This window comes from Ruegeria sp. HKCCD4315, assembly GCF_013112245.1.
Lineage (GTDB): Bacteria > Pseudomonadota > Alphaproteobacteria > Rhodobacterales > Rhodobacteraceae > Ruegeria.
In genome coordinates this window covers 1,103,833-1,127,179 of sequence record NZ_WVRN01000001.1, presented here as the reverse complement: position 1 = coordinate 1,127,179, position 23,347 = coordinate 1,103,833, and the positions used below count along the sequence as shown (strand labels likewise).

29 protein-coding genes are annotated in these 23,347 nt (G+C 56.2%); 14 read left to right on the top strand and 15 right to left on the bottom strand.

The annotated features are described in order from the left end of the window. The first annotated feature begins 105 nt into the window (after nucleotides 1-105). Nucleotides 106-1,320: a DegT/DnrJ/EryC1/StrS aminotransferase family protein gene (locus tag GS646_RS05650; RefSeq protein ID WP_171185963.1), complete on the top strand. Its 1,215-nt coding sequence runs from the start codon at nucleotides 106-108 to the stop codon at nucleotides 1,318-1,320. Between the two features lie 40 nt (nucleotides 1,321-1,360). Here GS646_RS05650 and phaR read toward each other — a convergent pair whose 3' ends face one another. The 3 genes from phaR to GS646_RS05635 form a co-directional block, all read right to left on the bottom strand. After that, nucleotides 1,361-1,912 (bottom strand): polyhydroxyalkanoate synthesis repressor PhaR, encoded by a 552-nt coding sequence (gene phaR, locus GS646_RS05645; RefSeq protein WP_171185965.1) that lies wholly within the window; start codon nucleotides 1,910-1,912, stop codon nucleotides 1,361-1,363. A gap of 134 nt (nucleotides 1,913-2,046) precedes the next feature. Further along, nucleotides 2,047-2,493 (bottom strand): phasin family protein, encoded by a 447-nt coding sequence (locus GS646_RS05640; RefSeq protein ID WP_171090867.1) that lies wholly within the window; start codon nucleotides 2,491-2,493, stop codon nucleotides 2,047-2,049. A gap of 131 nt (nucleotides 2,494-2,624) precedes the next feature. Next, a complete protein-coding gene (locus tag GS646_RS05635; RefSeq protein WP_171185967.1) occupies nucleotides 2,625-4,427 on the bottom strand; it encodes an alpha/beta hydrolase in 1,803 nt (600 codons plus the stop codon). A 111-nt stretch (nucleotides 4,428-4,538) separates the two neighbouring features. On the opposite strand from GS646_RS05635, the gene phaZ reads away from it, so the two are divergent. Beyond that, the gene (gene phaZ, locus GS646_RS05630; protein WP_171185969.1) at nucleotides 4,539-5,810 is read left to right on the top strand and encodes a polyhydroxyalkanoate depolymerase; all 1,272 of its coding nucleotides are present in this window, start codon (nucleotides 4,539-4,541) and stop codon (nucleotides 5,808-5,810) included. Between the two features lie 6 nt (nucleotides 5,811-5,816). Continuing rightward, on the top strand, nucleotides 5,817-6,404 hold the full coding sequence (locus GS646_RS05625) for a DUF6151 family protein (protein ID WP_171185972.1): 588 nt from the start codon (nucleotides 5,817-5,819) through the stop codon (nucleotides 6,402-6,404). Here the strand turns inward: GS646_RS05625 and GS646_RS05620 are convergent. From GS646_RS05620 to GS646_RS05605, 4 genes are all read right to left on the bottom strand, one after another. Further along, complete coding sequence (locus GS646_RS05620; protein ID WP_171185974.1) at nucleotides 6,395-7,111, bottom strand: alpha/beta fold hydrolase; 717 nt, start codon at nucleotides 7,109-7,111, stop codon at nucleotides 6,395-6,397. The two genes, GS646_RS05625 and GS646_RS05620, sit on opposite strands and share 10 nt — an antisense overlap. Before the next feature lie 84 nt (nucleotides 7,112-7,195). Beyond that, nucleotides 7,196-7,810, bottom strand: coding sequence for a hypothetical protein (locus GS646_RS05615; protein WP_171186243.1), 615 nt, complete (start codon nucleotides 7,808-7,810; stop codon nucleotides 7,196-7,198). Between the two features lie 44 nt (nucleotides 7,811-7,854). Beyond that, a complete protein-coding gene (locus GS646_RS05610; RefSeq protein WP_171185976.1) occupies nucleotides 7,855-8,847 on the bottom strand; it encodes a carboxylesterase in 993 nt (330 codons plus the stop codon). Continuing rightward, entirely contained in the window at nucleotides 8,847-9,596 is a 750-nt protein-coding gene (locus GS646_RS05605; RefSeq protein ID WP_171185978.1) for an alpha/beta fold hydrolase, read from the bottom strand. Before GS646_RS05605 ends, GS646_RS05610 begins: the two co-directional genes overlap by 1 nt. 215 nt (nucleotides 9,597-9,811) lie before the next feature. Here GS646_RS05605 and thrS point away from each other — a divergent pair, with 215 nt between their 5' ends. From thrS to GS646_RS05580, 5 genes are all read left to right on the top strand, one after another. Further along, a complete protein-coding gene (gene thrS, locus GS646_RS05600; RefSeq protein WP_171185980.1) occupies nucleotides 9,812-11,770 on the top strand; it encodes a threonine--tRNA ligase in 1,959 nt (652 codons plus the stop codon). A gap of 221 nt (nucleotides 11,771-11,991) precedes the next feature. Beyond that, complete coding sequence (locus GS646_RS05595; protein WP_171090883.1) at nucleotides 11,992-12,294, top strand: DUF2282 domain-containing protein; 303 nt, start codon at nucleotides 11,992-11,994, stop codon at nucleotides 12,292-12,294. A gap of 73 nt (nucleotides 12,295-12,367) precedes the next feature. Then, complete coding sequence (locus GS646_RS05590) at nucleotides 12,368-13,225, top strand: DUF692 family multinuclear iron-containing protein (RefSeq protein WP_171647665.1); 858 nt, start codon at nucleotides 12,368-12,370, stop codon at nucleotides 13,223-13,225. Next, nucleotides 13,222-13,983 (top strand): DNA-binding domain-containing protein, encoded by a 762-nt coding sequence (locus GS646_RS05585; RefSeq protein WP_171185984.1) that lies wholly within the window; start codon nucleotides 13,222-13,224, stop codon nucleotides 13,981-13,983. Before GS646_RS05590 ends, GS646_RS05585 begins: the two co-directional genes overlap by 4 nt. Then, nucleotides 13,980-14,507 (top strand): DoxX family protein, encoded by a 528-nt coding sequence (locus GS646_RS05580; RefSeq protein WP_171185986.1) that lies wholly within the window; start codon nucleotides 13,980-13,982, stop codon nucleotides 14,505-14,507. The genes GS646_RS05585 and GS646_RS05580 overlap by 4 nt, the downstream gene beginning before the upstream one ends. A 1-nt stretch (nucleotide 14,508) precedes the next feature. On the opposite strand, the gene GS646_RS05575 is transcribed toward GS646_RS05580, so the two are convergent. Next, nucleotides 14,509-14,877, bottom strand: a complete 369-nt coding sequence (locus GS646_RS05575) for a hypothetical protein (protein WP_171090895.1) — start codon at nucleotides 14,875-14,877, stop codon at nucleotides 14,509-14,511. A 41-nt stretch (nucleotides 14,878-14,918) separates the two neighbouring features. Beyond that, nucleotides 14,919-15,236: an ArsC/Spx/MgsR family protein gene (locus GS646_RS05570; protein ID WP_171185988.1), complete on the bottom strand. Its 318-nt coding sequence runs from the start codon at nucleotides 15,234-15,236 to the stop codon at nucleotides 14,919-14,921. Between the two features lie 214 nt (nucleotides 15,237-15,450). Between GS646_RS05570 and GS646_RS05565 the strand changes: the two genes are divergently transcribed. Further along, nucleotides 15,451-15,657, top strand: coding sequence for a cold-shock protein (locus tag GS646_RS05565; protein ID WP_008758035.1), 207 nt, complete (start codon nucleotides 15,451-15,453; stop codon nucleotides 15,655-15,657). A gap of 87 nt (nucleotides 15,658-15,744) precedes the next feature. Here the strand turns inward: GS646_RS05565 and GS646_RS05560 are convergent, their stop codons facing one another. Both GS646_RS05560 and thyX read right to left on the bottom strand, forming a co-directional pair. After that, a complete protein-coding gene (locus GS646_RS05560; protein ID WP_371732034.1) occupies nucleotides 15,745-16,041 on the bottom strand; it encodes a hypothetical protein in 297 nt (98 codons plus the stop codon). 72 nt (nucleotides 16,042-16,113) lie between these two features. After that, nucleotides 16,114-17,022: an FAD-dependent thymidylate synthase gene (thyX, locus tag GS646_RS05555; protein WP_171090900.1), complete on the bottom strand. Its 909-nt coding sequence runs from the start codon at nucleotides 17,020-17,022 to the stop codon at nucleotides 16,114-16,116. A gap of 176 nt (nucleotides 17,023-17,198) precedes the next feature. Here thyX and GS646_RS05550 point away from each other — a divergent pair, with 176 nt between their 5' ends. Genes GS646_RS05550 through GS646_RS05540 form a run of 3 tightly spaced genes read left to right on the top strand, consistent with a single transcriptional unit; the run spans nucleotide 17,199 to nucleotide 19,035 of the window. Continuing rightward, the gene (locus GS646_RS05550; RefSeq protein WP_171185989.1) at nucleotides 17,199-17,627 is read left to right on the top strand and encodes a VOC family protein; all 429 of its coding nucleotides are present in this window, start codon (nucleotides 17,199-17,201) and stop codon (nucleotides 17,625-17,627) included. After that, entirely contained in the window at nucleotides 17,624-18,325 is a 702-nt protein-coding gene (locus GS646_RS05545; RefSeq protein ID WP_171185991.1) for a DUF1194 domain-containing protein, read from the top strand. Before GS646_RS05550 ends, GS646_RS05545 begins: the two co-directional genes overlap by 4 nt. Next, nucleotides 18,322-19,035 (top strand): DUF1194 domain-containing protein, encoded by a 714-nt coding sequence (locus GS646_RS05540; RefSeq protein WP_171185993.1) that lies wholly within the window; start codon nucleotides 18,322-18,324, stop codon nucleotides 19,033-19,035. Before GS646_RS05545 ends, GS646_RS05540 begins: the two co-directional genes overlap by 4 nt. Here the strand turns inward: GS646_RS05540 and GS646_RS05535 are convergent, their stop codons facing one another. From GS646_RS05535 to GS646_RS05525, 3 genes are all read right to left on the bottom strand, one after another. Further along, the gene (locus GS646_RS05535) at nucleotides 19,036-19,533 is read right to left on the bottom strand and encodes a MarR family winged helix-turn-helix transcriptional regulator (RefSeq protein ID WP_371732032.1); all 498 of its coding nucleotides are present in this window, start codon (nucleotides 19,531-19,533) and stop codon (nucleotides 19,036-19,038) included. It lies immediately after the preceding gene. Nucleotides 19,534-19,611: 78 nt separating this feature from the next. Continuing rightward, nucleotides 19,612-19,836 (bottom strand): succinate dehydrogenase assembly factor 2, encoded by a 225-nt coding sequence (locus GS646_RS05530; protein ID WP_171091216.1) that lies wholly within the window; start codon nucleotides 19,834-19,836, stop codon nucleotides 19,612-19,614. Nucleotides 19,837-19,865: 29 nt separating this feature from the next. Beyond that, on the bottom strand, nucleotides 19,866-20,258 hold the full coding sequence (locus tag GS646_RS05525) for a helix-turn-helix domain-containing protein (RefSeq protein WP_171185995.1): 393 nt from the start codon (nucleotides 20,256-20,258) through the stop codon (nucleotides 19,866-19,868). 92 nt (nucleotides 20,259-20,350) lie between these two features. Between GS646_RS05525 and GS646_RS05520 the strand changes: the two genes are divergently transcribed. Both GS646_RS05520 and GS646_RS05515 read left to right on the top strand, forming a co-directional pair. After that, nucleotides 20,351-21,553, top strand: a complete 1,203-nt coding sequence (locus tag GS646_RS05520; RefSeq protein WP_171185996.1) for a pyridoxal phosphate-dependent aminotransferase — start codon at nucleotides 20,351-20,353, stop codon at nucleotides 21,551-21,553. Nucleotides 21,554-21,555: 2 nt separating this feature from the next. Continuing rightward, complete coding sequence (locus GS646_RS05515) at nucleotides 21,556-21,957, top strand: hypothetical protein (RefSeq protein WP_171185998.1); 402 nt, start codon at nucleotides 21,556-21,558, stop codon at nucleotides 21,955-21,957. Here GS646_RS05515 and GS646_RS05510 read toward each other — a convergent pair. Next, nucleotides 21,954-23,324: an MATE family efflux transporter gene (locus tag GS646_RS05510; RefSeq protein WP_171090912.1), complete on the bottom strand. Its 1,371-nt coding sequence runs from the start codon at nucleotides 23,322-23,324 to the stop codon at nucleotides 21,954-21,956. The two genes, GS646_RS05515 and GS646_RS05510, sit on opposite strands and share 4 nt — an antisense overlap. Between the last annotated feature and the right edge of the window lie 23 nt (nucleotides 23,325-23,347).

The window sequence follows — 23,347 nt, the reverse complement described above, 5'->3', positions numbered from 1 at the left end:
AATTACGACAGATTGGTGAATTTTTGCCAACCCTGTGATTGAGGGCTTGGATTGCCATGTGATTACCTTTATCTTTCCCAAAGATAGAATTCGGGAAATCCAAATATGACGCTTCCACCAAACGTCCATGACGCCGAACCCATCCCCGCAGCAGCCCGCGAAGCCATCGGCGCCTTGATGCAATCAGGCGATCTGTTCCGCTATACCGCACCGCAAGACGCCCCGGTGGCCTTGCTGGAAGCTGAGTTCGCGGAATTGCTGGGCTCGAAATACGCGCTTGCTGTATCGTCCTGCTCGGCTGCGCTGTTCCTGTCGCTCAAGGCGCTGGATTTACCCCGCGACGCTCGCGTTCTGATCCCAGGCTTTACCTTCGCAGCAGTGCCGTCATCCGTCGTTCACGCAGATTGCATCCCCGTACTCTGCGAAGTGGGCGAAAACTATCGCATCGACATGGCTGATTTCAAAGTCAAGCTGAACGGCGTACAGGCCGTGATCATCAGCCATATGCGCGGACATACATCCGACATGGACGCAATAATGGACCTGTGCGACGCGCGCGGCATTCCAGTGATCGAAGACGCTGCGCATTCGCTGGGCACCACGTGGCATGGCCGCAATATTGGTACGATCGGCAAGGTCGGTTGTTTCTCGTTCCAATCCTACAAGATGATCAACGCAGGCGAAGGCGGCATTCTGGTCACAGACGATGCCGATCTGGTGGCCCGCGCTGTCATCATGTCCGGCGCGTATGAGCATAACTGGAAGAAGCACAAAACCCCGCACGGCGATAACTCGCCCGAGTTGGAAGAGGCGTTTGCCCGTTGGCAGAACAAACTGCCCCTGTATAACCTGCGTCTCAGCAATCTGAGCGCGGCAGTAATCCGCCCTCAGATCCCGGAACTTGCGCGCCGTGTGCGCGACGGTCTGGCGAACCACGACTATGTGGCTGAACGCCTGAACACCTCACCCTATATCGATGTTCCCGCACCGCTGGCACCTGAACGGCGTGCACCCGACTCGATCCAGTTCAATCTTGTTGGGATGGACGAGGCCGAGATTCGCGCGTTTGCCGCCGCATCCGAGGCACGCGGCGTAAAAGTTCAGGTCTTTGGTCTGAGCGAGGACAATGCCCGCGCCTTCTGGAACTGGCAGTTCCTTCCTGAAACATTCGAACTGCCGCAAACCCGCGCCATGCTGATGAAAGCCTGCGACGTCCGCCTTCCCGTGCGACTGACGCGCGAGGAACTGGATGTGATCGCGGATATTATTTTGGCCTCGGTGGGTGAAGTGACCGGCCCGATGCCGGTCTATGGCACCTAAAAAACAGGCCCGCTTAACTGCGGGCCTTTTCTTTTCGATATCAGTTCAGCTTGGATAGCTTCTGCTGAAGCTCTGCCAGCTGTTTCTTGATATCATCCAGATCCTCTTTCGGCTCGGCCTTTTCCTCTTCCGCGTCAGGCGCAGACCATCCGCCGGACAAGCCCCCGGTCATGGCTTTCAAGAACGCTTGTTGCTGCGCTTGCAGCGCGTCGAAGCCCGGCATCTGAGACATCGGGTTCATGGCGCTCATGTTCTCCATCATCTTGCTTTGGCTTTCGCGCAGCATCTCGAACGAGCTCTGCAGGAATTGCGGCATCATACCCCCGCCCGGCACCATATAGCTGCGGACCAGATCGTTCAGCACGTTCACCGGCAGCACATTCTCACCCCGGCTTTCATGTTCAGCAATGATTTGCAGCAGATACTGCCGCGTCAGGTCATCTCCGGTTTTCAGGTCAATGATCTGCACCTCACGCCCGTCGCGGATAAAGCCCGCAATATCTTCGAGCGTCACGTAGTCGCTGGTCTCGGTGTTATACAGCCGACGGCTGGCATAGCGCTTGATCAGCAGCGGTTTTTCTTGGTCCGACACCGGGTACCCTCCCCAAGGATGATGCGTTGCAGCACAGGTTATGCGACTGCAGCACAAAAAGAAAGGGCAGGTCAATCGACCTGCCCAACGCGATTGCACCTCATGGGAGGATTGGGTGCGCTTCGCGAACGTTCTTACTTAGCCGCTGCGGCTTTCTTAGCAGCAGTGGTCACGTCGTTGGTTGCTTTTTTGACAGCAGCAGTTGCTTCTTCTGCAGCGTCTTTACCAGCAGCCATCAGCAGCTCGACGGTTTCGGTCTGAACTTTTTTCGCGATTTCAGCGAAAGCAGCCAGGTTTTCAGCTGCAACTTCAGCCGACGCGCTTGCAAAATCGGTTGCCGCTTTTGCGTAGTCAGCAGGTTCTGCTTTTGCTTTCGACATCTCGGTCAGTTTGGCCAGAGTTTCTTTGGTCCATTTGTTCGAGATCTCAGCCGATTTCTCAGCAGCTTCCAGAGCAACACCCGACAGCTTTTCGTTCAGCGAAGCGGTCGATTTGAATGCGTCTTCCATTGCGGTGGTGTCCACCGGGAATGCGCCCATCATGTCTTTCATGATCGCGCTAAAGTCTTGGGTCTTTGCCATTGTCCTAATCCTTTTAGCCGGTCCGGGCCCACCCCGGGCTTCATCAGCTTGAGGACAATATGATTGCTGCGCCGCAGCATTGCAAGTTTTTTCTTGCTGCAGCGCAGAAAAAATTAAGTTTCAAAATGAAATCAGGCGTTTGGATTTGCCAAAACGTAGGTCCCCGGAGCGGGTGCAAGACTTGGATGGTCCGAATCGCCTGCATCGCGTGCTGGCACCTGTTTCCCCGACCGTTTCTTCAGCCAAGCGTCCCACATGGGCCACCACGATCCTTGGTGAAAATCTGCTTCTTTCAGCCAAGTATCAGAGTCCGCTTTCAAGTCCGGATTGGTGTAGTGCCCATATTTCTTCTTGCTCGGCGGGTTCACAATACCGGCGATATGACCCGACTCTGAAACCACGAAAGTCTTCGACCGTGAGCCCATCTTTTGGACACCGCGATAACAGTCTTTCCAGGCAGCGATATGATCGGTCTCGCAGGTAATGGCCATCAAGGGCACATCTACGTCGTTTAACGTCAGCTTGTGGCCCATCAACTCAAAACCGTTTGTTGCGAATTCATTGCGCTGACACAGGCCACGCAAATACTGCACAGCCATTTTGGCAGGAAGGTTCGCACCATCGCCGTTCCAGTACAGCAGATCAAACGCCGGAGGCACCTCTCCCATCATATAGCTGCGAATGGCCGGCCCATAGACCAGGTCGCGCGACCGAAGGAACGACATGGTACGCGCCATGATCCACGAGCGAAGGACACCTTCCTTGTTCACTTCTTCCTCAATACCGTCGATGAAGTCGTTCTGCAGGAAAGGCGTGAACTCACCCTGATCAGAGAAATCCGTCAACGCCGTAAACAGCGTGGCCGATTTGACCGACTTGTCACCGCGCTGTTTCAACAACGACAAGGTGAGGCTGAGCGTCGTGCCCGCGATGCAATAGCCGACCGCGTTGACTTGCTTGACCTTGCAGATCTTCTTGGCGACGTCGATTGCCGTCAAAAAGCCGTCCTGAATGTAATCTTCCATGCCGGTTTCGGCATAACTTTCGTCTGGATTAACCCAACTGACGACGAACAAGGTGTAGCCTTGATCGGTGATCCATTTGATCAGGCTGTTTTGCGCTTTGAGGTCCAGAATATAGAACTTGTTGATCCAGGGCGGAAACAGGACGATCGGCGTCTCGTACACGGATTCCGTTGCAGGCTTGTATTGGATCAGCTCCATCATCCGGTTGCGGAACACCACGTCTCCCGGTGTGGTTGCCAGGTTTCCGCCAACCTCGAACGCATTTTCATCCGCAAGCTTTACAACCAGCTCGCCATCATTGGCCTCCAAGTCGGAAACAAGGTTTTCCAATCCCTGAATCAAGGATTGGCCTTCGGTCTCAACCGCCTTTTGCAGGGCATCAGGGTTTGTTGCCAGAAAATTGGTGGGGGCCATCATGTCGATGATCTGCTGCGAAAAGTACTGCAAGCGCTGCTTGTCCTTGGCATCCAGATCGTCGACCGAAGCGACAGCTTGCGCGATGGCCTGCGCGTTGGTTTGGTATTGCTGTCGGATCAGACGGAAATAGGGGTTGGTTTCCCATAGAGGGTTCGAGAAACGCTTGTCTCCGGGGGCGGGGTTTTCGTCTTCCACTTCACCTTGGGTCAATGCCTGCTGCGCTTCGGCAAAGTTCAGAACAGACTTTCCCCAGAATTCTATTTGCTGTTCCAACAGTTTGGCGGGATTTTGCCAAGCTTCGGCCCAATATGCCGTTGCTGCTCGTGCGAAAAGCTCTTGATTCGGGCCATCCAGTGCGGGGGTATGCGGCTTTTTAGTAGCCATGACCTCAATCAATCGCTTCGAGAGCTGCTCGACCTTGTCCATATTTTCTTTAAGGCGTTCAATGTGTTCGTCTGATACGTCTGGCATTTGGTCTTCGCTAGTTGTCATTTTAACAATTCCCCCCTAACCTCGCTGCTATGCAGAATAACGTCGTGGGTGCTGGGGGGCAAAGCGACGAATGGTCCGAACTCTCAGGCTGACACTCAGGAGGCCCCATTTATGCGCTACATGATGACCTACGACCTTATGGAAACCATGCGCAACACCAACCAATGGCTTGGGGCAACAGCCAGCGCGATGGCCTCTTACCCAATGTTTTCGATGGTGCCCAACCCGGCTTTCAACTGGATGGCCGCCTGGGGTGAGGTGACTGAGCGTACTTTCCAGCGCATGGTTGTGAAACCTGACTGGGGTATTCGCACCTTCACTTGTGAAGACGGCAAGGACCACCTGGTTGAGATTACAACTGTTCTGGAACGCCCATTCGGCGATCTGGTCCATTTCCGCGTCAACGGCCGCGAAGAACAGCCGCGCAAGGTGCTGCTGGTCGCGCCCATGTCGGGACACTACGCAACGCTGCTGCGTTCGACCGTCAAAAGCCTTCTGGTCAATTGCGAAGTCTACATCACCGACTGGCATAATGCGCGCGATATCCCTGTGTCTGCGGGCAAGTTCGATGTCGAGGATTACACCCTCTATCTTGTCGATTTTATGAAAGAGTTGGGCCCAGAAACGCATGTTGTTGCAGTCTGTCAACCGGCCCCTCTGACCCTTGCGGCCACAGCCTACCTGGCCGAAGTGGAACCCAAAGCACAACCCAGCACCTTGACCTTGATCGGCGGCCCGGTCGACCCGGATGCGACCCCCACCGACGTGACCGATTTCGGACGGCGCGTCACCATGGGTCAGTTGGAAGAAACGATGATCCAGCGTGTCGGCTTCAAATACAAAGGCGTCGGTCGCATGGTCTATCCCGGCCTGTTACAGCTTGCATCTTTCATGTCGATGAACGCCGAACGCCATTCCAAGGCTTTTTCGGATCAAATTCAACGCGTTATCCGGGACGAAGCCTCGGACATGGACGCCCACAACCGGTTCTATGATGAATATCTGGCCGTCATGGACATGACCGCCGAGTTTTATCTTTCGACTGTCGAGCGTGTCTTCAAGAACCGCGAGATTGCGCGGAACGAGTTTGTCGTCGCCGGTCACAAGGTGGACATGTCCAAGATCACGGATGTGGCAGTGAAAACTGTCGAAGGGGCAAATGACGATATTTCAGCACCCGGTCAGTGCATCGCCGCGCTTGATCTGTGCACCGGCCTGCCCGACAGCAAGAAGGCAAGCCATGTGGAACCCGGCGCAGGTCATTACGGCATCTTCGCAGGCCGCAGCTGGCGTGACAACATCCGCCCGCTTGTGATTGATTTCATGAATGAAAACAGCCGCAAGCCACGTCGCCGCGCTGCCAACACCAACAAAGTCGCGTAAAACGGAATGAGCGAGCCTGCGCATAGCGGCCTCGCCTATTCCTGCCAGTGCGGAAAGTTGCAAGGGCACATTTCCGCAAGGGGCGTTCGGCAAGGGACTCATGTCTCCTGTTTTTGCCACGATTGCCGCGCCGCACAGCTGTATTTCAAACAACCGGACCCAGCCCCCGGACCTGTCGACATACTGCAGATGGCACCGGAAGAGATCGAAATCTCTACCGGCAGTCAATTTTTGGCCGCAATGAAGCTTGGCCCCAACGGGATGCTGCGATGGTACGCCAGTTGCTGCAATGCCCCGCTGGCAACAACGCCACCACGCGCAAGTTTTCCTTTTGGTGGATTTCTGGTTCGCAGGATCACCGATGACATTTCGATCCTGGGTCCCGTCACAACCCGCGGATTTGTGCCCCAACCCGATGGAAAACAGAAACACGAGAAAATCAGGTTTGCGGCCTTCGGTCTGATACGTCGCGTTGCAGCTTCGCGCCTTTCCGGGCGCTGGAAGAACACACCTTTCTTCGACCCGAAATCCGGCGAACCCGTTGCGACGCCCTTGCTGATAACGAAAAACGAACGCGCAGCGCTCTATCCATAGTCGAACCGAAGCTGAGCATTCAGCCAGGTTTGCAGGGCTTCGTTCACGTGGTCAGGCGCTTCAAGGGTCAAAAGATGACCTGCGTTTTGAAGAACAAGCATTTCGGCCTCCGGTATCAAATCAGCCATAAACGAATGTCGTCTGACGGGTGCAAGAGTGTCATGTGCGCCGCATAGCACCAGTGTCGGCACCTTGATTTTCCGTAATGCTGCTTGCTGATCAGGTCGTCGTTGCAAGGCTCGCATCTGGCGCACGAACACTTCGGCCCCCAGCCCCTCTGCCATCGCCAAAAGATCGTTCAGGATGGGGATGCGCCGAGGCCCCGGCGCCAAGGCGTCGGATCCTACAAGTTTGCGCATCATCTCTTCCAGACGACCGCCTTGCGCACCAATGATCAAATCTTCCCGACTGGCCGCCATTTGCGGCGTATCAGCCTGCGCATCGGTGGCCATCAGACACAGCCGAGAAATCCGTTCCGGCGCCCTGCGCACAAGTTCCAAGGCCACCACGCCACCCATACTGTGCCCGGCAAGCGCAAAACGAAGCGGCAGTTGGTCGAGTAACCCCGATGCGATTTCTTCAATGCGCTCGCCGCCAGACACAGGTGCGACAGTCACAGACCGCGCACGCGACAACAGCTCGATCTGAGGGCGAAACAGTCGGGCATCACACATCAACCCAGGCAAGAACACCAGCGGCTCGATCACGCGGGGCCTCCATTTACTCGGTTTTCCGAGCCCTTCCCTTTTCTGTCAGGATGAAAGGTTTGCCACAATCGGGCAAGGGAAACCTTATGGATAGGCGATTGCGCGAAACGCAGGGAAATCCGCGTACCGGCGTTGACGTTTGGCCCTGTCTTCATCGGGTTCGGCCCCCGGCTTCAAAAGGCAGCCCCGCGGGTCGATATAGCTGTCAATCCTGCGTAGCGGTTTGGGCCGCCACACCAAATTGAATGCACAAAGCTTGGGAAAAAACCAAATCTCGGAATAGGTCAAGTGATCATGTATCCACCACGCCAGATCGCGCCAGTCCCGCCCTTGTGCGTATTGATCCGCAAACCAAGGGATCACGATAGAAGCTCCTGCAATCCGCGCATCGCCTTCGCCTCGATCCCAGATATGGCATTCCAGCGGGTTGTCATTGCGGGCGCAGTTCAGCCGGTTTTCATTGCCGAACCGGTTCAAAGACGGCGACCTGTACCCTGATCGCACGGCGACACGGCCAAAGGTTTCCTCCAACGGGTCCAGCAGTGTTTCGCAAAACGCACGCCCCGTCTCGATCGCCAGGTCCGGATTGTCGGGAATATTCTGTTTTTGGTGGAAATTGCCGATCTCCGAATACAGAAAATCGCGCATGAAGAAATGCCGGGACAAGCGAACGCGACCCAAGGTCTCTAGACTCCACATGCTGCCCGGCTTTCGCATTTTGCCTCCTCAATTCCGGTTGGGCTTTACTCTATCCCCAGTTCTTTCAACCAAGTCAGGATACCCTCAACGGCGGCATCGGTCTGCCCCGGCGACATCAGCCGCCCGGCAATGACATGTGATGCGGGATCGTCTCCTGGCCCCATTGTGACCAACTCGACCGTTGCTGATGCGCCCCAGGCCTCGGCGACTTTATGTGTCTTGTCGGGACGCACAACCTGATCATCGTCCGAAAACCAAAACAAGGCTGGCACCAGAGCTTCGGAAAAATCCAACGCATAAACGACATCAACCAGAACGGACATCGGAACGACGGCTTCCCAAGGATAGACGGCGGACCAATACGTGTTCTTCTCTGGATCCGGCCCGGACACATCACGCTCTGGCCCCATAAGGATCGGCAACCAATCCCGGGCCCATGGCAGCGTCGGCACCCATGCCGCGGTTGTATTCACGCCGAAATTCGGCGACACAAAGACCATTGCGGCAACATCTTTGCTAAGATCCGCGTCAAGCGCTGCAGCCGCTGTCAAAGTACCACCGGTAGAGGTTGAGATAACGATCACCTTGTCGCCAACCGCCCGTGCCGCAGCCAACCCTTCGGCAGTGTCCTGCATCCAACCTGAGGCCGTGCCTTCCGCCATGGCAGATCCATCTCGGCCATGACCCTGCAGGCGCGTGTAGACAAGGTTTGCCCCAAGCGCATCGGCGACCAGATCAGGCACCGGACGGATTTCTTCGGAACTTGCAGAAAATCCATGGATATAGAGCACGGAGTAAGGTGTGCGCTGCTCCTTGAAACCCTCCTGCCAGACTACACGCTTCTCAACGCCCGGAACAATATCGCCAAAGGCTGATTCAGTGCTTTCGAAATAGACCTGAACACCTTCACCAAACTTGCGCGAGTCGAATGTCGGGCGCAAATTCACTTCCTCGCGCGGCCCAAACCAATAGAGTAGGCCGCCGACGACAATCAGCGCCAGCAGAAACCGCCCAAGCAACCAGCCCAAACGCCGCATCAGACGCCTCCCACCACATCCAGCACCGCGCCTTCAATCAGCCCCAGACAGGGACCGTCCGAAAAGCGATGGTCCGCATCCTTGACTAGCAAAAGGCGCATATTCGGCCCGGTCGCGTGATCCAATAGCCGCACTGCGGTTTCCGTCGACACCGCCGTATCCGCCGTTCCCTGAAGGAAACGCACCGGGAAAGGCAGATGAAGCGGATCTCGAAGAACCAACCGCTGCCGCCCGTCTTCGATCATTCGTTTGGTGATGATGTAGGGTTCCATATAGTCAGAAGGCAGTTCCACCTGACCAACTTTGTCCAGCTCCGCCTTTTGTTCATCGCTGAATGCCGCCCAGTAGCCGTCTTCTGTGAAGTCCGGCGCAGCAGCAATTGTGACCATGCCCGCAATCCGGTCCGGCATCGCTTTAGCCAACAACAACGCCTGCCACCCACCCATGGAGGATCCCACAACAATCAACGGCCCATCAGTCAACGCCGTCACGGCCGCTACAGTATCTTCGTGCCAATCGCCGATGCACCCATCGGTAAATGCTTCCGAGCTTTCTCCGTGCCCCGAATAGTCAAACCGCAAGAATGCCTGCCCTCGCGCCTGTGCCCAGGCCTCCAGATAAACCGCCTTGGTGCCTTCCATATCCGACATCAGCCCGCCCAGGAAAACGATGGTCGGGCCCGCACCCTCACTTTTGTGATAGGCCAACCGGCGGCCTTGCGCCGTCTCCAGAAAATTTGTTGCTGCCATGAAATCCTCTTTCCTTTCGCAGCATCATGCACGCCACGTACCCAAGTGCAATTCCCGGATCCCTCTTCATCTGGCTCAAAATACCTCGGGGTGCGCGAGGGGCTGGCCCCTCGCTCCTGCCCTTGACACAGGATCAACCACCTGCCAAACGAGCCGAACGCAAATAACCCGCAACCGGGCGTTCAGTGGGCGCCAAACCGACGAGGAGAGCCGATATGGCCCTGGATTCAAAATCCGTCTCTCTCACCTTTCCCGATGGCAATGCACGCAACTATGACGCAGGCGTTACGCCTGCGCAGGTGGCTGCCGATATTTCAACTTCATTGGCCAAAAAGGCCATCTCGGCCACGGTAAACGGCCAGCATTGGGACCTGCAATGGCCCATAGACGCTGACGCCCAGATCGCCATCCACACCATGAAGGATGAAGAACAAGCCAATGAGCTGATCCGCCACGATCTGGCGCACATCATGGCGCGTGCCGTTCAGGAAATCTGGCCTGCCACCAAGGTCACCATCGGCCCCGTGATCGAAAACGGCTGGTACTATGACTTTGACCGGGCGGAACCGTTCACGCCCGAAGATCTCGGCCTGATCGAGAAAAAGATGAAAGAGATCATCAACAAGCGCGATCCCGTGACCACCGAGGTTTGGGACCGTGACCGCGCGATCGAATTTTATAAGGCCAATAATGAGCCCTATAAGGTCGAATTGATCGAGTCCATCCCGGGCGACGAACCGCTGCGCATGTATTGGCACGGCCATTGGCAGGACCTATGCCGTGGCCCGCACCTGCAACACACCGGCCAGGTGCCGGGCGACGCGTTCAAGCTGATGTCAATCGCTGGCGCCTATTGGCGTGGCGACAGTGACCGCGCCATGCTGCAACGCATCTATGGCGTGGCCTTCACGGGTAAGGAAAAGCTGAAAGCCCACCTGCACATGTTGGAAGAGGCAGCCAAACGCGACCACCGCAAACTTGGTCGTGAAATGGACCTGTTCCACATGCAGGAAGAGGCCCCCGGCCAGATCTTCTGGCATCCCAACGGTTGGACCGTCTACACGCAATTGCAGGACTACATGCGCCGCCAGCAACGCAAAGGCGGCTATGTCGAAGTCAACACCCCTCAGGTCGTTGACCGCAAACTGTGGGAAGCCTCGGGTCACTGGGACAAATATCAGGAAAACATGTTTATCGTCGAAGTGGACGAGGAACATGCGCGTGAAAAGGCGATCAACGCTCTGAAACCGATGAACTGTCCGTGCCACGTGCAGATTTTCAATCAGGGTTTGAAGTCCTATCGTGACCTGCCATTGCGGATGGCGGAATTCGGATCGTGCAACCGTTATGAGCCGTCAGGTGCCCTACACGGTATCATGCGCGTGCGCGGCTTTACGCAGGATGATGGGCACATCTTCTGCACCGAGGATCAGATTGAATCCGAAACTGCCGAATTCATTCGCTTCCTGTCCGAAATCTACAAAGACCTCGGGTTCGAAAACTTCTCGGTCAAATTTTCGGATAGGCCCGAAAAGCGCTCTGGATCGGATGAGGTTTGGGACAAGGCCGAAGCCGCCCTGCTCAGCGCGACCCGTGCGGCGGGGATCGAACCGGAACTCAACCCCGGTGAAGGCGCGTTCTACGGCCCGAAGCTTGAATTTGTTCTGACCGATGCAATCGGCCGTGACTGGCAATGCGGAACGCATCAGGTGGACTTTGTTCTGCCTGAACGTCTGGATGCGACTTATATCGGCGCCGACGGCGGCAAACACCGCCCTGTGATGTTGCACCGGGCAACTTTGGGTTCGTTCGAACGTTTCATCGGCATTCTGATCGAGGAACACGCAGGCAAGCTGCCCTTCTGGCTGGCCCCGCGGCAGGTCGTTGTCGCCTCGATCACGTCCGAGGCCGACGCCTATGTTGCCGAAGTTGTTGAAACCCTGCGCGCCGTCGGTGTGCGGGCCGAAGCAGATATTCGCAACGAAAAGATCAACTACAAGGTCCGCGAGCACTCGGTTGGCAAAGTGCCGGTGATTCTGGCTGTTGGTCACCGCGAAGTTGATGAACGCACCGTCAGCGTCCGGCGTCTGGGTGAAAAACAGACGCAGGTTCAACCGCTTGATGTTGTAACAAATGAGCTTTCGCACGCCGCAACACCACCAGATCTGCTGTAACAATCAGCGGCATATCGCTGTAAATCCGGCCCTTGAAACGGGGCCGGATTGTAACATTTCACTCTTTATTCATCAAAAACAATGTATTAGGCTTCAAGAGGGCGTGCCGCCCCCTGACGCGCTTGTGAGACACGGGCTCGTGAATTCAACTCTGGCCGACAAGCCACTAGTTTTGTCAGTGTCACAAGCAGACATACCCTGTCATCAAGAGGATTACCGAGATGTCGAACACAGCTAAGTCCCTGGTTATCGCAACCGCAGTCGCAGCCGCCGTATCGGGCGCTGCAACCACAGCAACCGCGCAAGCCAAAGAAAAATGCTATGGCGTATCGCTGGCCGGTCAGAACGACTGCGCCGCAGGCCCCGGCACCACATGCGCGGGCACCTCGACCGTTGACTATCAGGGCAACGCATGGACCCTGGTTGACGCCGGAACATGTGCGGACATCGAACTGCCAGCCGAAGCAGACGGCACCCCGCGGAAAGGTTCGCTGGAAGCACTGGATCGCGACCTGCCGGCATAAGGTCGACCAAACGAATTCAGAGGGGCGGGCCAGATCGCCCGCCCCTTCCCTTTCGTGATCAAGGAACTGACCCATGTTGGATGATGCGCTCCGCTCGAATCGCCTGCCCACAGCGCCGGGTGTGGGGTACAAGCCGCAACACTTCGCTCAGATACTTGAACACGCGCAGCCTGTTGCATGGCTGGAAATTCACGCCGAGAACTATATGGGCGATGGTGGGCGCCCCTTGGCACAGCTGCGCCACCTGTCCGAACATTTTCCGATTTCAGTCCATGGCGTTGGACTGTCCATAGGTGGCGAAGGCCCCTTGGACCCAGACCACCTTGCCCGGCTGAAACACTTGATCGGCTGGTTGAAACCCGCGAGCTTTTCCGAACATCTGGCCTGGTCTACTCATGACAGCAATTTTTACAACGACCTGCTGCCGCTTCCTTACACGGACAAGACGCTGACGCGAGTCTGCGAGCACATAGATCAGGTGCAGGACACCGTTGGACAGCAGATGCTGCTTGAAAACCCATCCAGCTATTTGGCCTTTGAGGAAAGCACCTGGTCGGAACCCGATTTCCTGCAAGAGATTGCCAAACGCACTGGCTGTGGCTTGCTGCTGGACGTGAACAACGTCTTTGTTTCGGCCACCAACCTCGACTTCTCGCCCCAAGGCTATATCGACGCCTATCCACTTGAAAAGGTGGGTGAAATCCATCTTGGAGGCCATGATGAGGACGAAGATGATCACGGCCATCCGTTGCTGATCGACAGCCATGGGCGCGAAGTGGTCGATCCGGTCTGGGCCCTGCTCGACTATGTTCTGGAACGGTCGGGCCCCAAGCCGCTGCTGGTCGAGTGGGACACCGATGTACCCGACTGGCCGGTGTTACGCGAAGAAGCAGTTCGCGCTCAGACCGCACTGGACCGGGTACCGGCATGAGCGTATCTCAGTCCGAGTTTCGCGCCGCCATGATGGATGCTTCCGCGCCGGTTCCATCCGGTTTGCTGGACGCCGACGCGCAACCGGCTGGTCGCAGGTTCAGTGTCTATCGCAACAACGTTGCCGTTTCTCTGACCGAAGCGATGCATCAGGCGTTCCCTGTGATCGCTAAACTGTTGGGTACTCAGAATATGGACGGGCTGGCCGGGATTTTCTTGCGCCAGCATCCGCCATCCTCACCGCTTATGATGTTCTACGGTGAGGCGTTTCCCGATTTTCTGGCGGGGATGCAGCAACTTTCGCATCTTGGCTACCTGCCCGACATAGCCCGGTTGGAACTGGCGCTGCGCCGGTCTTATCACGCAGCCGACAGCCAACCTGCACCGGCCGAGGCATTGGCCGTAGACCCCGAACAGGTCATGCAAGCCCGGTTGCAGTTTGCCCCGTCCATGCAAGTGATCCGGTCGAAATGGCCCATTCATGCGATCTGGCGTTTTAACTCTGTGGCTGACGCCCCGAAACCTCAACCGCAAGCTGAGGATGTGTTGATCACGCGCGCCGAATACGACCCTGAGCCTCACTTGCTGCCAGTGGGCGGGGCGAACTGGATCACGCATATGCAAAATGGGGACACGATCGGATCGGCGTTTGAGAAAACCGCCGCTGAAACCCCCGAATTTGACCTCGGAACCACTCTGGCACTGCTTTTACAAGGCAGTGCAATAACCTCTGTGACTATCGAAAGGCCGAAGACATGACTGCGCTGATCTCATTGCACAACAACACCCTGGGACGGTTGGGCGTGACCTCCGGCTGGCTCACACCAAGCTTGGCCCGGCTGGTTTTTGCCGCGACGTTGCTTGTGTACTACTGGAACTCGGCAACAACCAAGCTGGGCAGCGGGATCTTTGGGTTTCTGCGCCCGTCAGATGGGGCCTACGTGCAAATTTTCCCCAAGGCGATGGAAGCCGTCAGCTATGACAGCTCGCAACTGGGCATCTTCCATTGGGCTGTGGCCGTCGCAGGCACATGGGCCGAATTTCTGCTGCCAGCCTTGATCGTCATCGGTCTGCTGTCGCGATTTGCCGCCTTGGGTATGATTGGGTTTGTCTGGGTCCAGACCATTGTGGACGTGACTGGTCACGGTGCTGAACTGGGCAGCTATTTCACCAACGCCCCAACCTTGCTGGACGACCGAACAATCTGGACATTCCTGCTGGCGGTGATTGTCATTCATGGTTCAGGCCCGCTCTCGGTTGACCGGATCCTGCACCTAAAGTGATCTAGAAATGCGCCTTGGGCTGATCCGGTTTTCCTGCCGCCAGCCCAAGCACGCCCGCCACACCGGCGAAGGCAATCGGGAACATGGTAAAGACACCAAACCCAAACGCGTAATACATTGCCCCTGCTGAGATCAGCAACAAAACCCCACCGATCAGAGCCCGCGCAGGCGCCATAGCGCCACCGGCAATCGCCAACAAAGGCGCGACGATCGAAAGGGCCTGGATCAGGCCGGGGTTGTCGACTTGGCTCAGAACGCCATCTATCTCGCCAACATGGTCAACCACAACCACCCTGGCATACCCGAAGAACCCGACGATCATGCCGATCAGTCCGGCAATAACGCCCAAAATCATTGCGGCATTGCGCATAGATAATCCTCATTCTTGACCATTGGCAGATAAGCACCCGTTTAGGAAATGCCAAGCTGACCCCGCGTTTCAGCGGTCCACCCCAACAGCAACTTACCGTCAGCTTCGATCAACGGGCGCTTCATCAGGGTTGGGTGTTCTTTCAAAAGCTCCAGCGGTGCTTTAGCGCGCTGGCTCTCATCCAAACCGCGCCAGGTGGTTGATCTTGTGTTGAGCAGAGCATTGCCGAACTCAGCAAAAGCTTGCGACAGCACCGGCTCCGGTACGCCGTCACTTCTGACGTCGAAAAAGACCGCATCTGGCAAAGATTTCAGCGCCTTACGACAGGTGTCACAGGTCTTTAGCCCATAAAGTTTCATTTCTTGGATACTCCTGCTCGTGCTTCGATTTTGTGCAATCACGCCAGTTTTTGGCAGTTATTCTTGATTTTTTACTTCACCGTGCAATGTTGAAAAAGGCGAAACATGTAAATTGGACTGTTCTGCAAACGCGAAACAGTGGGGTTTACGATGACGCTGACCACAGCCCCCACCAATTTGTGGGACAATGCGTAAGTAGAAGGAGACACGGGACATGCCAACCGGCACCGTGAAATGGTTCAATACCACTAAAGGCTATGGATTTATTGCCCCTGATGAAGGGGGCAAAGATGTGTTTGTTCATATCTCGGCCGTAGAACGGTCCGGCCTCACCGGACTCGCAGACAACCAAAAAGTCTCGTACGAGTTGCAGGACGGACGCGATGGCCGCCAAATGGCAGCTGATTTAAAGCCGTTGTAACGACACCCCCGCACTGCGCGGGGTTGAAACATCTTAGGATGGCGGCCAATTTCCGGCCGTCACCCGCCCCCCACCGGATTTGTTCCATTACCCTCGCGCGGGCTTCGGCTTGTCATGAGCAGTCCAGTTGTCGCCCATGGCAACGATGCAGGACGTCCCGGTTGCGTAGGTCACGACCATCGTCCAGTCGCCGCGTGGGTTAGACCAGACCTCCATGATTTGCTCAGGTCCACGAATACCGGTGGCCACGCGCTCGGAGCGGAACTGTCCCTTGAGCTTTTGGTGCAACCTGGGTGTGGGTTCACACAGAATTTCAGCGATAGGTGACTGCGCCTGCACGGGCAAAGCCATGCCTGATACAAGACACAGTAAAGCGGGTTTCAAAATACGCATCATGGAACCAATGTAACGGTTCCATGACAGAATGTATAGACAATCGCTATGCGTTGACAGCCGTTACTTGCGGATGATCTCTTCAAACTCGCGCCATTCGCGGGCGGTCATGCCCGAGTTTTCCTGCGTGACCGTCTCGCCCGCCAGCATGTTCCGAAGGCTCTCTACCATCTGAGCAGAAAGGTTGACTGCGCCTAACCGGTAATCCTCGAAGGCTTTGTAAGCAAACGGCACCCAGTCGGCGACAATCTTGCACATCGCATCGGCATATACGCGGATTTCGTATTGCGCATGAGGGTCCGCGCGCAAGCGCAGGAAATGGAACAGGTTGTGCAGGTCAACCTTCCAGTACCATTGCGTATAGATATTGGCGGGAAGGTTCATCCGGGCCAACTCACGCGCCAACCCCTGTTGCCCGTCCTGGCTGATCAGGGCTTCGTAATTGTCATAGCAGCGGGTACTGTCGGCCTTCAGTATCTCCAAAACACGCGCGGCTTCTTCACCTTCCAGCGTTGATCCACGGCCCTGATTGTTCACCTCTGACTGCGCCGCCACATGTTCGGGTGCGGGGATGTAAAACTCACGATCCAGAATAGAGTACCGGGCGGAGTATTCGTTCACATTTGCCGTCCGGTGCCGAATCCATTGGCGGGCCACGAAAACCGGCAGTTTCACATGCAGTTTGACTTCGCACATCTCAAACGGGGTCGAGTGCCAGTGCCGCATCAGATACCGGATCAACCCTTCGTCGTTCTGAACCGACTTTGTGCCTTTGCCATAAGACACACGAGCCGCCTGACAGATCGCGGCGTCATCGCCCATATAGTCGATCACGCGGACAAAACCGTGATCCAGAACCTGATGCGCGGTGTACAGATGGTCTTCCATTCCCGCTGAAACGACGCGACGTGTGGGATGCGATTGCGCGCGTTGCGCCTCGATCTCGGCCTGTTGGTCAGCGGACAGCGGCATCAAATCTTCCTTTCTGGCAATGAGTCGCCCCCTACTATATATCGCTAACCCCGCCATCGGAACCGCGATATATGCCGCAACCTGCTCTAATTTCAATTTGGGCTGCACGGTGCCCTCGACAGGCCAAACCAGTGCGCTAAGTTGCTGGCAAACCAAATCAATGAAGGATGGCCAAAATGGCGCTGACATATCTACACACTATGATCCGCGTGAAAGACCTGGAAAAGTCCATGGCGTTTTATGAACTGCTGGGATTAAAGGAAACACGCCGATATGACAGCGAGGCCGGGCGATTCTCGCTGATCTTCATGGCGCCTCCGGGGCAGGAAGACGCCCCAATCGAACTGACGTACAACTGGGATGGCGATGACAAGTTACCCAGCGACAGCCGCCATTTTGGCCATCTGGCATACGGTGTCGACAACATCTACGAGGTTTGCCAGCATTTGCAGGACAACGGCGTGACCATCAATCGCCCACCACGCGACGGTCGCATGGCCTTTGTCCGTTCTCCGGACAACATCTCGGTCGAGTTGCTTCAAAATGGCGACGCGCTGGAACCAGCCGAGCCCTGGGTCAGCATGGAGAGCACCGGCCACTGGTGATCCGTTGGATCATAAAGTTGGGGCTGGCCCTGTTGGCCAGCCCTTTGCGGGCTGAACAATGCCGTTTAGCCCTTGCGCTTGCGATGGACATTTCGGTTTCGGTCGACGACGCGGAAGACCTTTTGCAGCGACAAGGACTGGCCGCGGCACTGCTGGCACCTGAAGTGCAAGAAGCATTCTTCTCATCTCCGCTACCTGTTGCGTTGGCCGTTTATGAATGGAGCGGGCAAAGTACCCAGCACGTTATCCAAAACTGGCGCTTGATCGAAAATCACGGAGATCTGGTGGCTGCGGCGACCCGGATAAGTCAGTCGATCCGGTCCAATGAAGGCTCTGCCACGGCTATGGGCCACGCCTTACGGTTTGGGGCCGAACTGTTCCAAACCGCGCCTTCGTGTCTGTTTCGCACCATCGATCTTTCAGGAGACGGGTCCAACAACGACGGTTATGGACCACAGATCGCATATCAGCGGTTCTTTAGTCATGACATCGTCGTTAATGGTCTGGTGATAAACGCCGCTGATTTTGAAGGGGAACTTTTTCTCATCCCCTTTTTCGAAAACAACGTCCTGCATGGCCCGGGCGCTTTTCTGGAAGTCGCACAAGGTTTTGAAGACTTCGAACGCGCGATGCGCAGAAAACTTGAACGGGAACTGAGCGGGCTACAAATTGGTGCAGTACAGGTGTACGACCAATGAAGTCGCGCTTGCTGGTCATTCTGCTCTTCCTGCTGTCAGGGCCTGCCCTTGCGCAATGTCGCCATGCCTTGGCTTTGGGTCTGGATGTGTCGGCATCTGTCGATAGCGGTGAATACAGATTGCAACTGGAGGGCCTGGCCGCTGCTCTGCGCGATCCTGAGGTCAGTCAACTGATGGTGGCCAATGGCTCAACATCCATGAGGTTAGCAGTCTATGAATGGACAGAACCAGGGCACGAGAGGGTTCTGCTCAACTGGACCGATATCCAAACCTCGGCCGATCTGAACGCCATCAGTACGCGTCTCATCCAGACATCGAGGCGATCAACCGCAGAAGGAACGGCGGTGGGGGCGGCGATGGCTTTTGGTGCTGAATTGTTGAATCAGCAAAAGACGTGTTGGCGGCGAACTTTGGATCTATCAGGTGATGGCAAACACAACCTTGGGCCCCATCCCAGAGATGTCAGAACAGCGTTGCGCGGCAGCGGCATTACAATCAACGGGCTTGTAATCGGTGCGGATGATCCAAGTTCAGGTGACCGGCGCTATGTGCAAGTTGGGGAATTGTCGGCGTATTACAATGCCTGGGTTATTTCCGGCCCAAACGCGTTCGTTGAAGTCGCGCTGGGGTTTGAGGCCTACGCAGAGGCCATGACCCGCAAATTGATCCGAGAGTTGGACAGCCTCGTTCTGTCAGATGCACGCCCCTGATCAATAGATATACCGTATCTGATCGGTCCAGTACCGTTCCACGCGGCGCAGCGAGGTTGTGATATCCTTGATGCCATCCAGTTCCAGCACGCCCCGTCCCTGCAAGCCTTCGGCGTGGCGTGCAAACAAATCCGAGACGATATCCCGGATCTCTCGGCCTTGCGGCGTCAGGCGCACGCGCACTGATCGGCGATCGATCTCACACCGTTGGTGGTGCATGTATCCCATCTCAACCAGTTTCTTGAGGTTGTAGCTGACATTGCTGCCCTGATAGTAGCCACGGCTTTTCAGTTCACCGGCTGTGACCTCATGATCACCGATGTTGAACAACAAAAGCGCCTGCACAGCGTTGATTTCCAACACGCCGACGCGTTCAAACTCATCCTTGATGACGTCCAGCAGCAACCGGTGCAACCGCTCCACAAGGGCCAGCGCCTCAAGGTAGCTGGTCATTAACCCCTTGGTTTCCGGTCCGGAGACCTTCATTTCCATACTCATCCGACCCTCCGATTCAGTCGTGCTGTTTGAGACACGATGAACCGAAAATCCGAAAAATCGGTTAAGCTTGAATTGTCTTTATTTTTGAAACGTTTGTGCGATGTCCGAAACGAGATCGGCAAACTGGCTGGGGGGCTGAACCTGCCCGGTCACCCATTGATAGAGATCCTGATCATTTTCATGAAGCAGCGCGTCATAGATATCCAATCCGGCGTCATCCATATCCGCGAGATTACGATCCGCATAAGCGGAAAGAATAATATCCATCTCTTTGATCCCACGCCGCATCGAGCGCATTTTCATACGCTTGATACGCACATCCCGCTGTTCGCTCAATGTCGTTGCTCCAACATCAGACGCATTTTCTTTTCAAGCCGCGCCGCGCGCTCGGCGCAGGCGCGCATTTCACCGCGAATGGCGCGCAACTCAGCGACGGCGGTTGATAACTCCACTCCGCCTTCGCCCTCGTCCACCGGTGCGTCCATTCCTTCGCCTTCGCCAGTCAAAAGCCACATGATCGAAACGTTGACCATCCCGGCTATCATCGAAAGGCGGTTTGCGCGCGGCTCGGACAGGTCGTTTTCCCAATCAGCAACGGTCGCCTTTTTGACACCGAGGCGTCGCGCCAATTGCGCCTGGGTCATTCCGGCGGCTTCACGCGCGCCAGCCAGACGGTCCCCAAATGTTGCAGAATCCGGACCATACCAGTCGTTTTCATCAGTCATTCGGATCTCCAACTCAGAGTTTCTATACGGCTTGAACGTCTTTCGGGCGCACCCTATGACAGTCAGGTTGAACATACAAACCGAGGCCGACCATGAGTTTCCTGTCTGCGACACTGTCACGCGTCAAACCTTCGCCCACCATCGCCATGACAGCCAAGGCAGCTGAACTGCAGGCCGCCGGTCGCGATGTCATTCGCCTGAGCGCGGGAGAACCGGATTTCGACACGCCTCAGAACATCAAAGATGCCGCTGTTGCAGCTATTGCGGCAGGAAAAACCAAGTACACCGCGCCAGACGGCATTCCCGAGCTCAAACAAGCGGCCTGCGCCAAGATGAAGCGCGATCATGGCCTGGACTACACCCCTGCTCAGATTTCGGTCGGAACCGGCGGCAAACAAACGCTGTACAACGCCCTGATGGCGACAATGAACCACGGCGACGAGGTCATCATCCCAGCGCCCTATTGGGTGAGCTACCCGGACATGGTGACGCTTGCGGGCGGTACGCCGATTATGGTTGCGACAACGCTGGAGAACAATTTCAAGCTTACCGCAGAACAGCTTGAAGCTGCGATTACCCCAAAGACAAAATGGTTCATCTTCAACTCACCCTCAAACCCGACGGGTGCCGGTTATAGCCGGGACGAGTTGAAAGCGCTGACCGACGTCCTGATGCGCCATCCGCATGTCTGGATCATGTCGGACGACATGTACGAGCACCTCGCCTATGACGGATTCGAGTTTTGCACGCCTGCCGAAGTGGAACCAGGCTTGTATGACCGTACACTCACCTGCAATGGGGTTTCCAAAGCGTACGCCATGACCGGCTGGCGCATTGGCTATGCAGCGGGTCCGGTCGAGATCATCGCGGCAATGCGCAAAATCCAGTCTCAATCCACCTCGAACCCGTGTACGGTCAGCCAGTGGGCCGCAGTTGAGGCGTTGAACGGCACGCAGGAATTTCTGGCCCCGAATAACGAGATGTTCAAACGCCGCCGCGATCTGGTTGTGCGCATGCTGAACGAGATCGACGGCATCACCTGCCCGACGCCGGAGGGTGCGTTTTATGTTTACCCTTCAATCGCCGGGCTGATTGGTAAAACAACTCCTGCCGGAACGGTCATCGACACGGACGAAGCTTTTGCTACTGCCCTGTTGGAAGAGGCAGATGTTGCCGTTGTCTTCGGCGCTGCCTTTGGACTTTCGCCGAATTTCCGGGTCAGCTACGCTACGTCCGATGCGGCGCTGTCCGAGGCTTGCAGCCGCATTCAGCGTTTCTGTGCATCACTGAGGTGACCATGTCTGCCGATCTTCCCGAATATTACTTTCGCATCCGTGAAAACGGGGCTGCAGTGTTTCGGGTCGATACGGAAAATCGCCAACGGCGGATTGAGATGGACCAGATCGCGGTCATCAACATCCGCAATGGTGACGTCAAACCGCAAGGACAGCGGACCCTTTCAGAGCGGGATCAGGCCGAAATCCACCTTTGGATGGAAGAGCGCCGGGCACTGCTGGCGCAGCGCGACATAGACGACATTCACCGTGCCGTCGATCATCTGAACCTGACTACTCAATGGGTTCAGTCCAAGGCAACCGACGCCCAGCTTGAGGATGTGACTGACAGGCTGCTGATGGCGATGCATGACCTGCGCACCGTTCTGGTTCGGAAAAAAGCAGATCGGCTGAGTAAAGACTAAGCAGGCTCAGCCGCCGCTGGCATTTGCCGCACCGAATGCATCCAGAACCGGGCCATGAGCAGTACGGCAGCAAATGCCAAGCCAAGCACGAGCCCCAGCCAGATTCCAATGCCATCCATCTGCCGGACGAAACCGAAATAGTACGACGCCGGGATACCCACGACCCAATAGCTGAGCGCTGCCATGACCATGGGAATCTTGGCATCCTGCAACCCGCGCAACAGGCCCAGCGCGATGACCTGCGCACCGTCCACCAACTGAAACAACGCCGCCATGGCAAGCAACCCGGTTCCAATGGCCAGGATTTGTCCGCGCTGTGGATCGTCTGCCTCCATGAACAGGGAAATCAGTGGTTCGGCACAGGTCAGAAACAGGATGACTGTGAACACAGACATAACCAGAGACATGCCTGTCACCGCAATTGCGCCTTTCTCCAGATGCGCGCGATCCCGACGTCCCAGCGCATTACCGGCTCGGATAGTGGCCGCATTTGACAGCCCCAAATGCACCATGAACGTGGCCGAAGCGAGGTTCAGCGCGATCCCATGCGCCGCCAGTGGAACCTGTCCCAACCAGCCCATCATCACAGCTGATGTCGCAAACAAAGACACCTCGGCCAACGTGGTCAGGCCAATGGGAACCCCGAGCTTCCAAACACTGACGAACATCTCCCAATCCGGTCGCCAGAAACGCTGAAAAAGGCTGTGCTCCGGCAGCGTTCGAACCACGTAGATGACGACAGCGATCAGCGAAACGACCTGCGTCGCGATTGAGGCGATTGCTGCACCCATCACACCCAATTCCGGTGCGCCCCAATTGCCGAAGATCAGCGCATAGTTGGTCACCGCGTTCACAAATGCCGCCGCGACTGTAATCCACAGAACGATTTGCGTGCGCTCCAAGGCCGCAAGGTAGGATTTGAGCACCATCACGATAAGGGCCGGAAACAACCCCCAACCAGCTACACGCAGATATTCTGATGCTGTTTCAGCAACCTGTGGCTCCTGCTTCATGGCGATCAGGATTGGATAAGACCACCACAGCAACGGCATGACCACTACTGCGTACAGCAAAGACAGCCAAAGCCCCATGCGGGTCGAGCGTCGAATACTGGTTTCGTCCCCTTCCGCCGCAGCTGTGGCAACCATCGGCATGACCGCCCAGCCGAACCCGGCCCCAAACAAAAACAGCACAAAGTAATAGCTGCTGGCCAACGTGACGGCAGCAAGTGCCTCGACCCCGTACCAACCCAACATGATGGTATCGGTCAAACCGATGGCAAACTGCGCCAGATGGCCACCGACCAGCGGCAAGCCAAGCACGGCAATCGCCCGAAAATGGGCGGGGTATGTCATCACTTTTGTCATTGCACCAGCCATATGCGCGGGCT

Bases quoted from the DNA above. Each gene is read 5' to 3' on its own strand.
- GS646_RS05650 (WP_171185963.1), top strand. From the start codon at position 106: ATGACGCTTCCACCAAACGTCCATGACGCCGAACCCATCCCCGCAGCA.
- GS646_RS05640 (WP_171090867.1), bottom strand. From the start codon at position 2,493: ATGGCAAAGACCCAAGACTTTAGCGCGATCATGAAAGACATGATGGGC.
- GS646_RS05635 (WP_171185967.1), bottom strand. From the start codon at position 4,427: ATGACAACTAGCGAAGACCAAATGCCAGACGTATCAGACGAACACATT.
- phaZ (WP_171185969.1), top strand. From the start codon at position 4,539: ATGCGCTACATGATGACCTACGACCTTATGGAAACCATGCGCAACACC.
- GS646_RS05625 (WP_171185972.1), top strand. From the start codon at position 5,817: ATGAGCGAGCCTGCGCATAGCGGCCTCGCCTATTCCTGCCAGTGCGGA.
- GS646_RS05615 (WP_171186243.1), bottom strand. From the start codon at position 7,810: ATGTGGAGTCTAGAGACCTTGGGTCGCGTTCGCTTGTCCCGGCATTTC.
- GS646_RS05610 (WP_171185976.1), bottom strand. From the start codon at position 8,847: ATGCGGCGTTTGGGCTGGTTGCTTGGGCGGTTTCTGCTGGCGCTGATT.
- GS646_RS05605 (WP_171185978.1), bottom strand. From the start codon at position 9,596: ATGGCAGCAACAAATTTTCTGGAGACGGCGCAAGGCCGCCGGTTGGCC.
- thrS (WP_171185980.1), top strand. From the start codon at position 9,812: ATGGCCCTGGATTCAAAATCCGTCTCTCTCACCTTTCCCGATGGCAAT.
- GS646_RS05595 (WP_171090883.1), top strand. From the start codon at position 11,992: ATGTCGAACACAGCTAAGTCCCTGGTTATCGCAACCGCAGTCGCAGCC.
- GS646_RS05590 (WP_171647665.1), top strand. From the start codon at position 12,368: ATGTTGGATGATGCGCTCCGCTCGAATCGCCTGCCCACAGCGCCGGGT.
- GS646_RS05585 (WP_171185984.1), top strand. From the start codon at position 13,222: ATGAGCGTATCTCAGTCCGAGTTTCGCGCCGCCATGATGGATGCTTCC.
- GS646_RS05580 (WP_171185986.1), top strand. From the start codon at position 13,980: ATGACTGCGCTGATCTCATTGCACAACAACACCCTGGGACGGTTGGGC.
- GS646_RS05575 (WP_171090895.1), bottom strand. From the start codon at position 14,877: ATGCGCAATGCCGCAATGATTTTGGGCGTTATTGCCGGACTGATCGGC.
- GS646_RS05570 (WP_171185988.1), bottom strand. From the start codon at position 15,236: ATGAAACTTTATGGGCTAAAGACCTGTGACACCTGTCGTAAGGCGCTG.
- GS646_RS05565 (WP_008758035.1), top strand. From the start codon at position 15,451: ATGCCAACCGGCACCGTGAAATGGTTCAATACCACTAAAGGCTATGGA.
- thyX (WP_171090900.1), bottom strand. From the start codon at position 17,022: ATGCCGCTGTCCGCTGACCAACAGGCCGAGATCGAGGCGCAACGCGCG.
- GS646_RS05550 (WP_171185989.1), top strand. From the start codon at position 17,199: ATGGCGCTGACATATCTACACACTATGATCCGCGTGAAAGACCTGGAA.
- GS646_RS05540 (WP_171185993.1), top strand. From the start codon at position 18,322: ATGAAGTCGCGCTTGCTGGTCATTCTGCTCTTCCTGCTGTCAGGGCCT.
- GS646_RS05535 (WP_371732032.1), bottom strand. From the start codon at position 19,533: ATGAGTATGGAAATGAAGGTCTCCGGACCGGAAACCAAGGGGTTAATG.
- GS646_RS05530 (WP_171091216.1), bottom strand. From the start codon at position 19,836: ATGAAAATGCGCTCGATGCGGCGTGGGATCAAAGAGATGGATATTATT.
- GS646_RS05525 (WP_171185995.1), bottom strand. From the start codon at position 20,258: ATGACTGATGAAAACGACTGGTATGGTCCGGATTCTGCAACATTTGGG.
- GS646_RS05520 (WP_171185996.1), top strand. From the start codon at position 20,351: ATGAGTTTCCTGTCTGCGACACTGTCACGCGTCAAACCTTCGCCCACC.
- GS646_RS05515 (WP_171185998.1), top strand. From the start codon at position 21,556: ATGTCTGCCGATCTTCCCGAATATTACTTTCGCATCCGTGAAAACGGG.
- GS646_RS05510 (WP_171090912.1), bottom strand. From the start codon at position 23,324: ATGACAAAAGTGATGACATACCCCGCCCATTTTCGGGCGATTGCCGTG.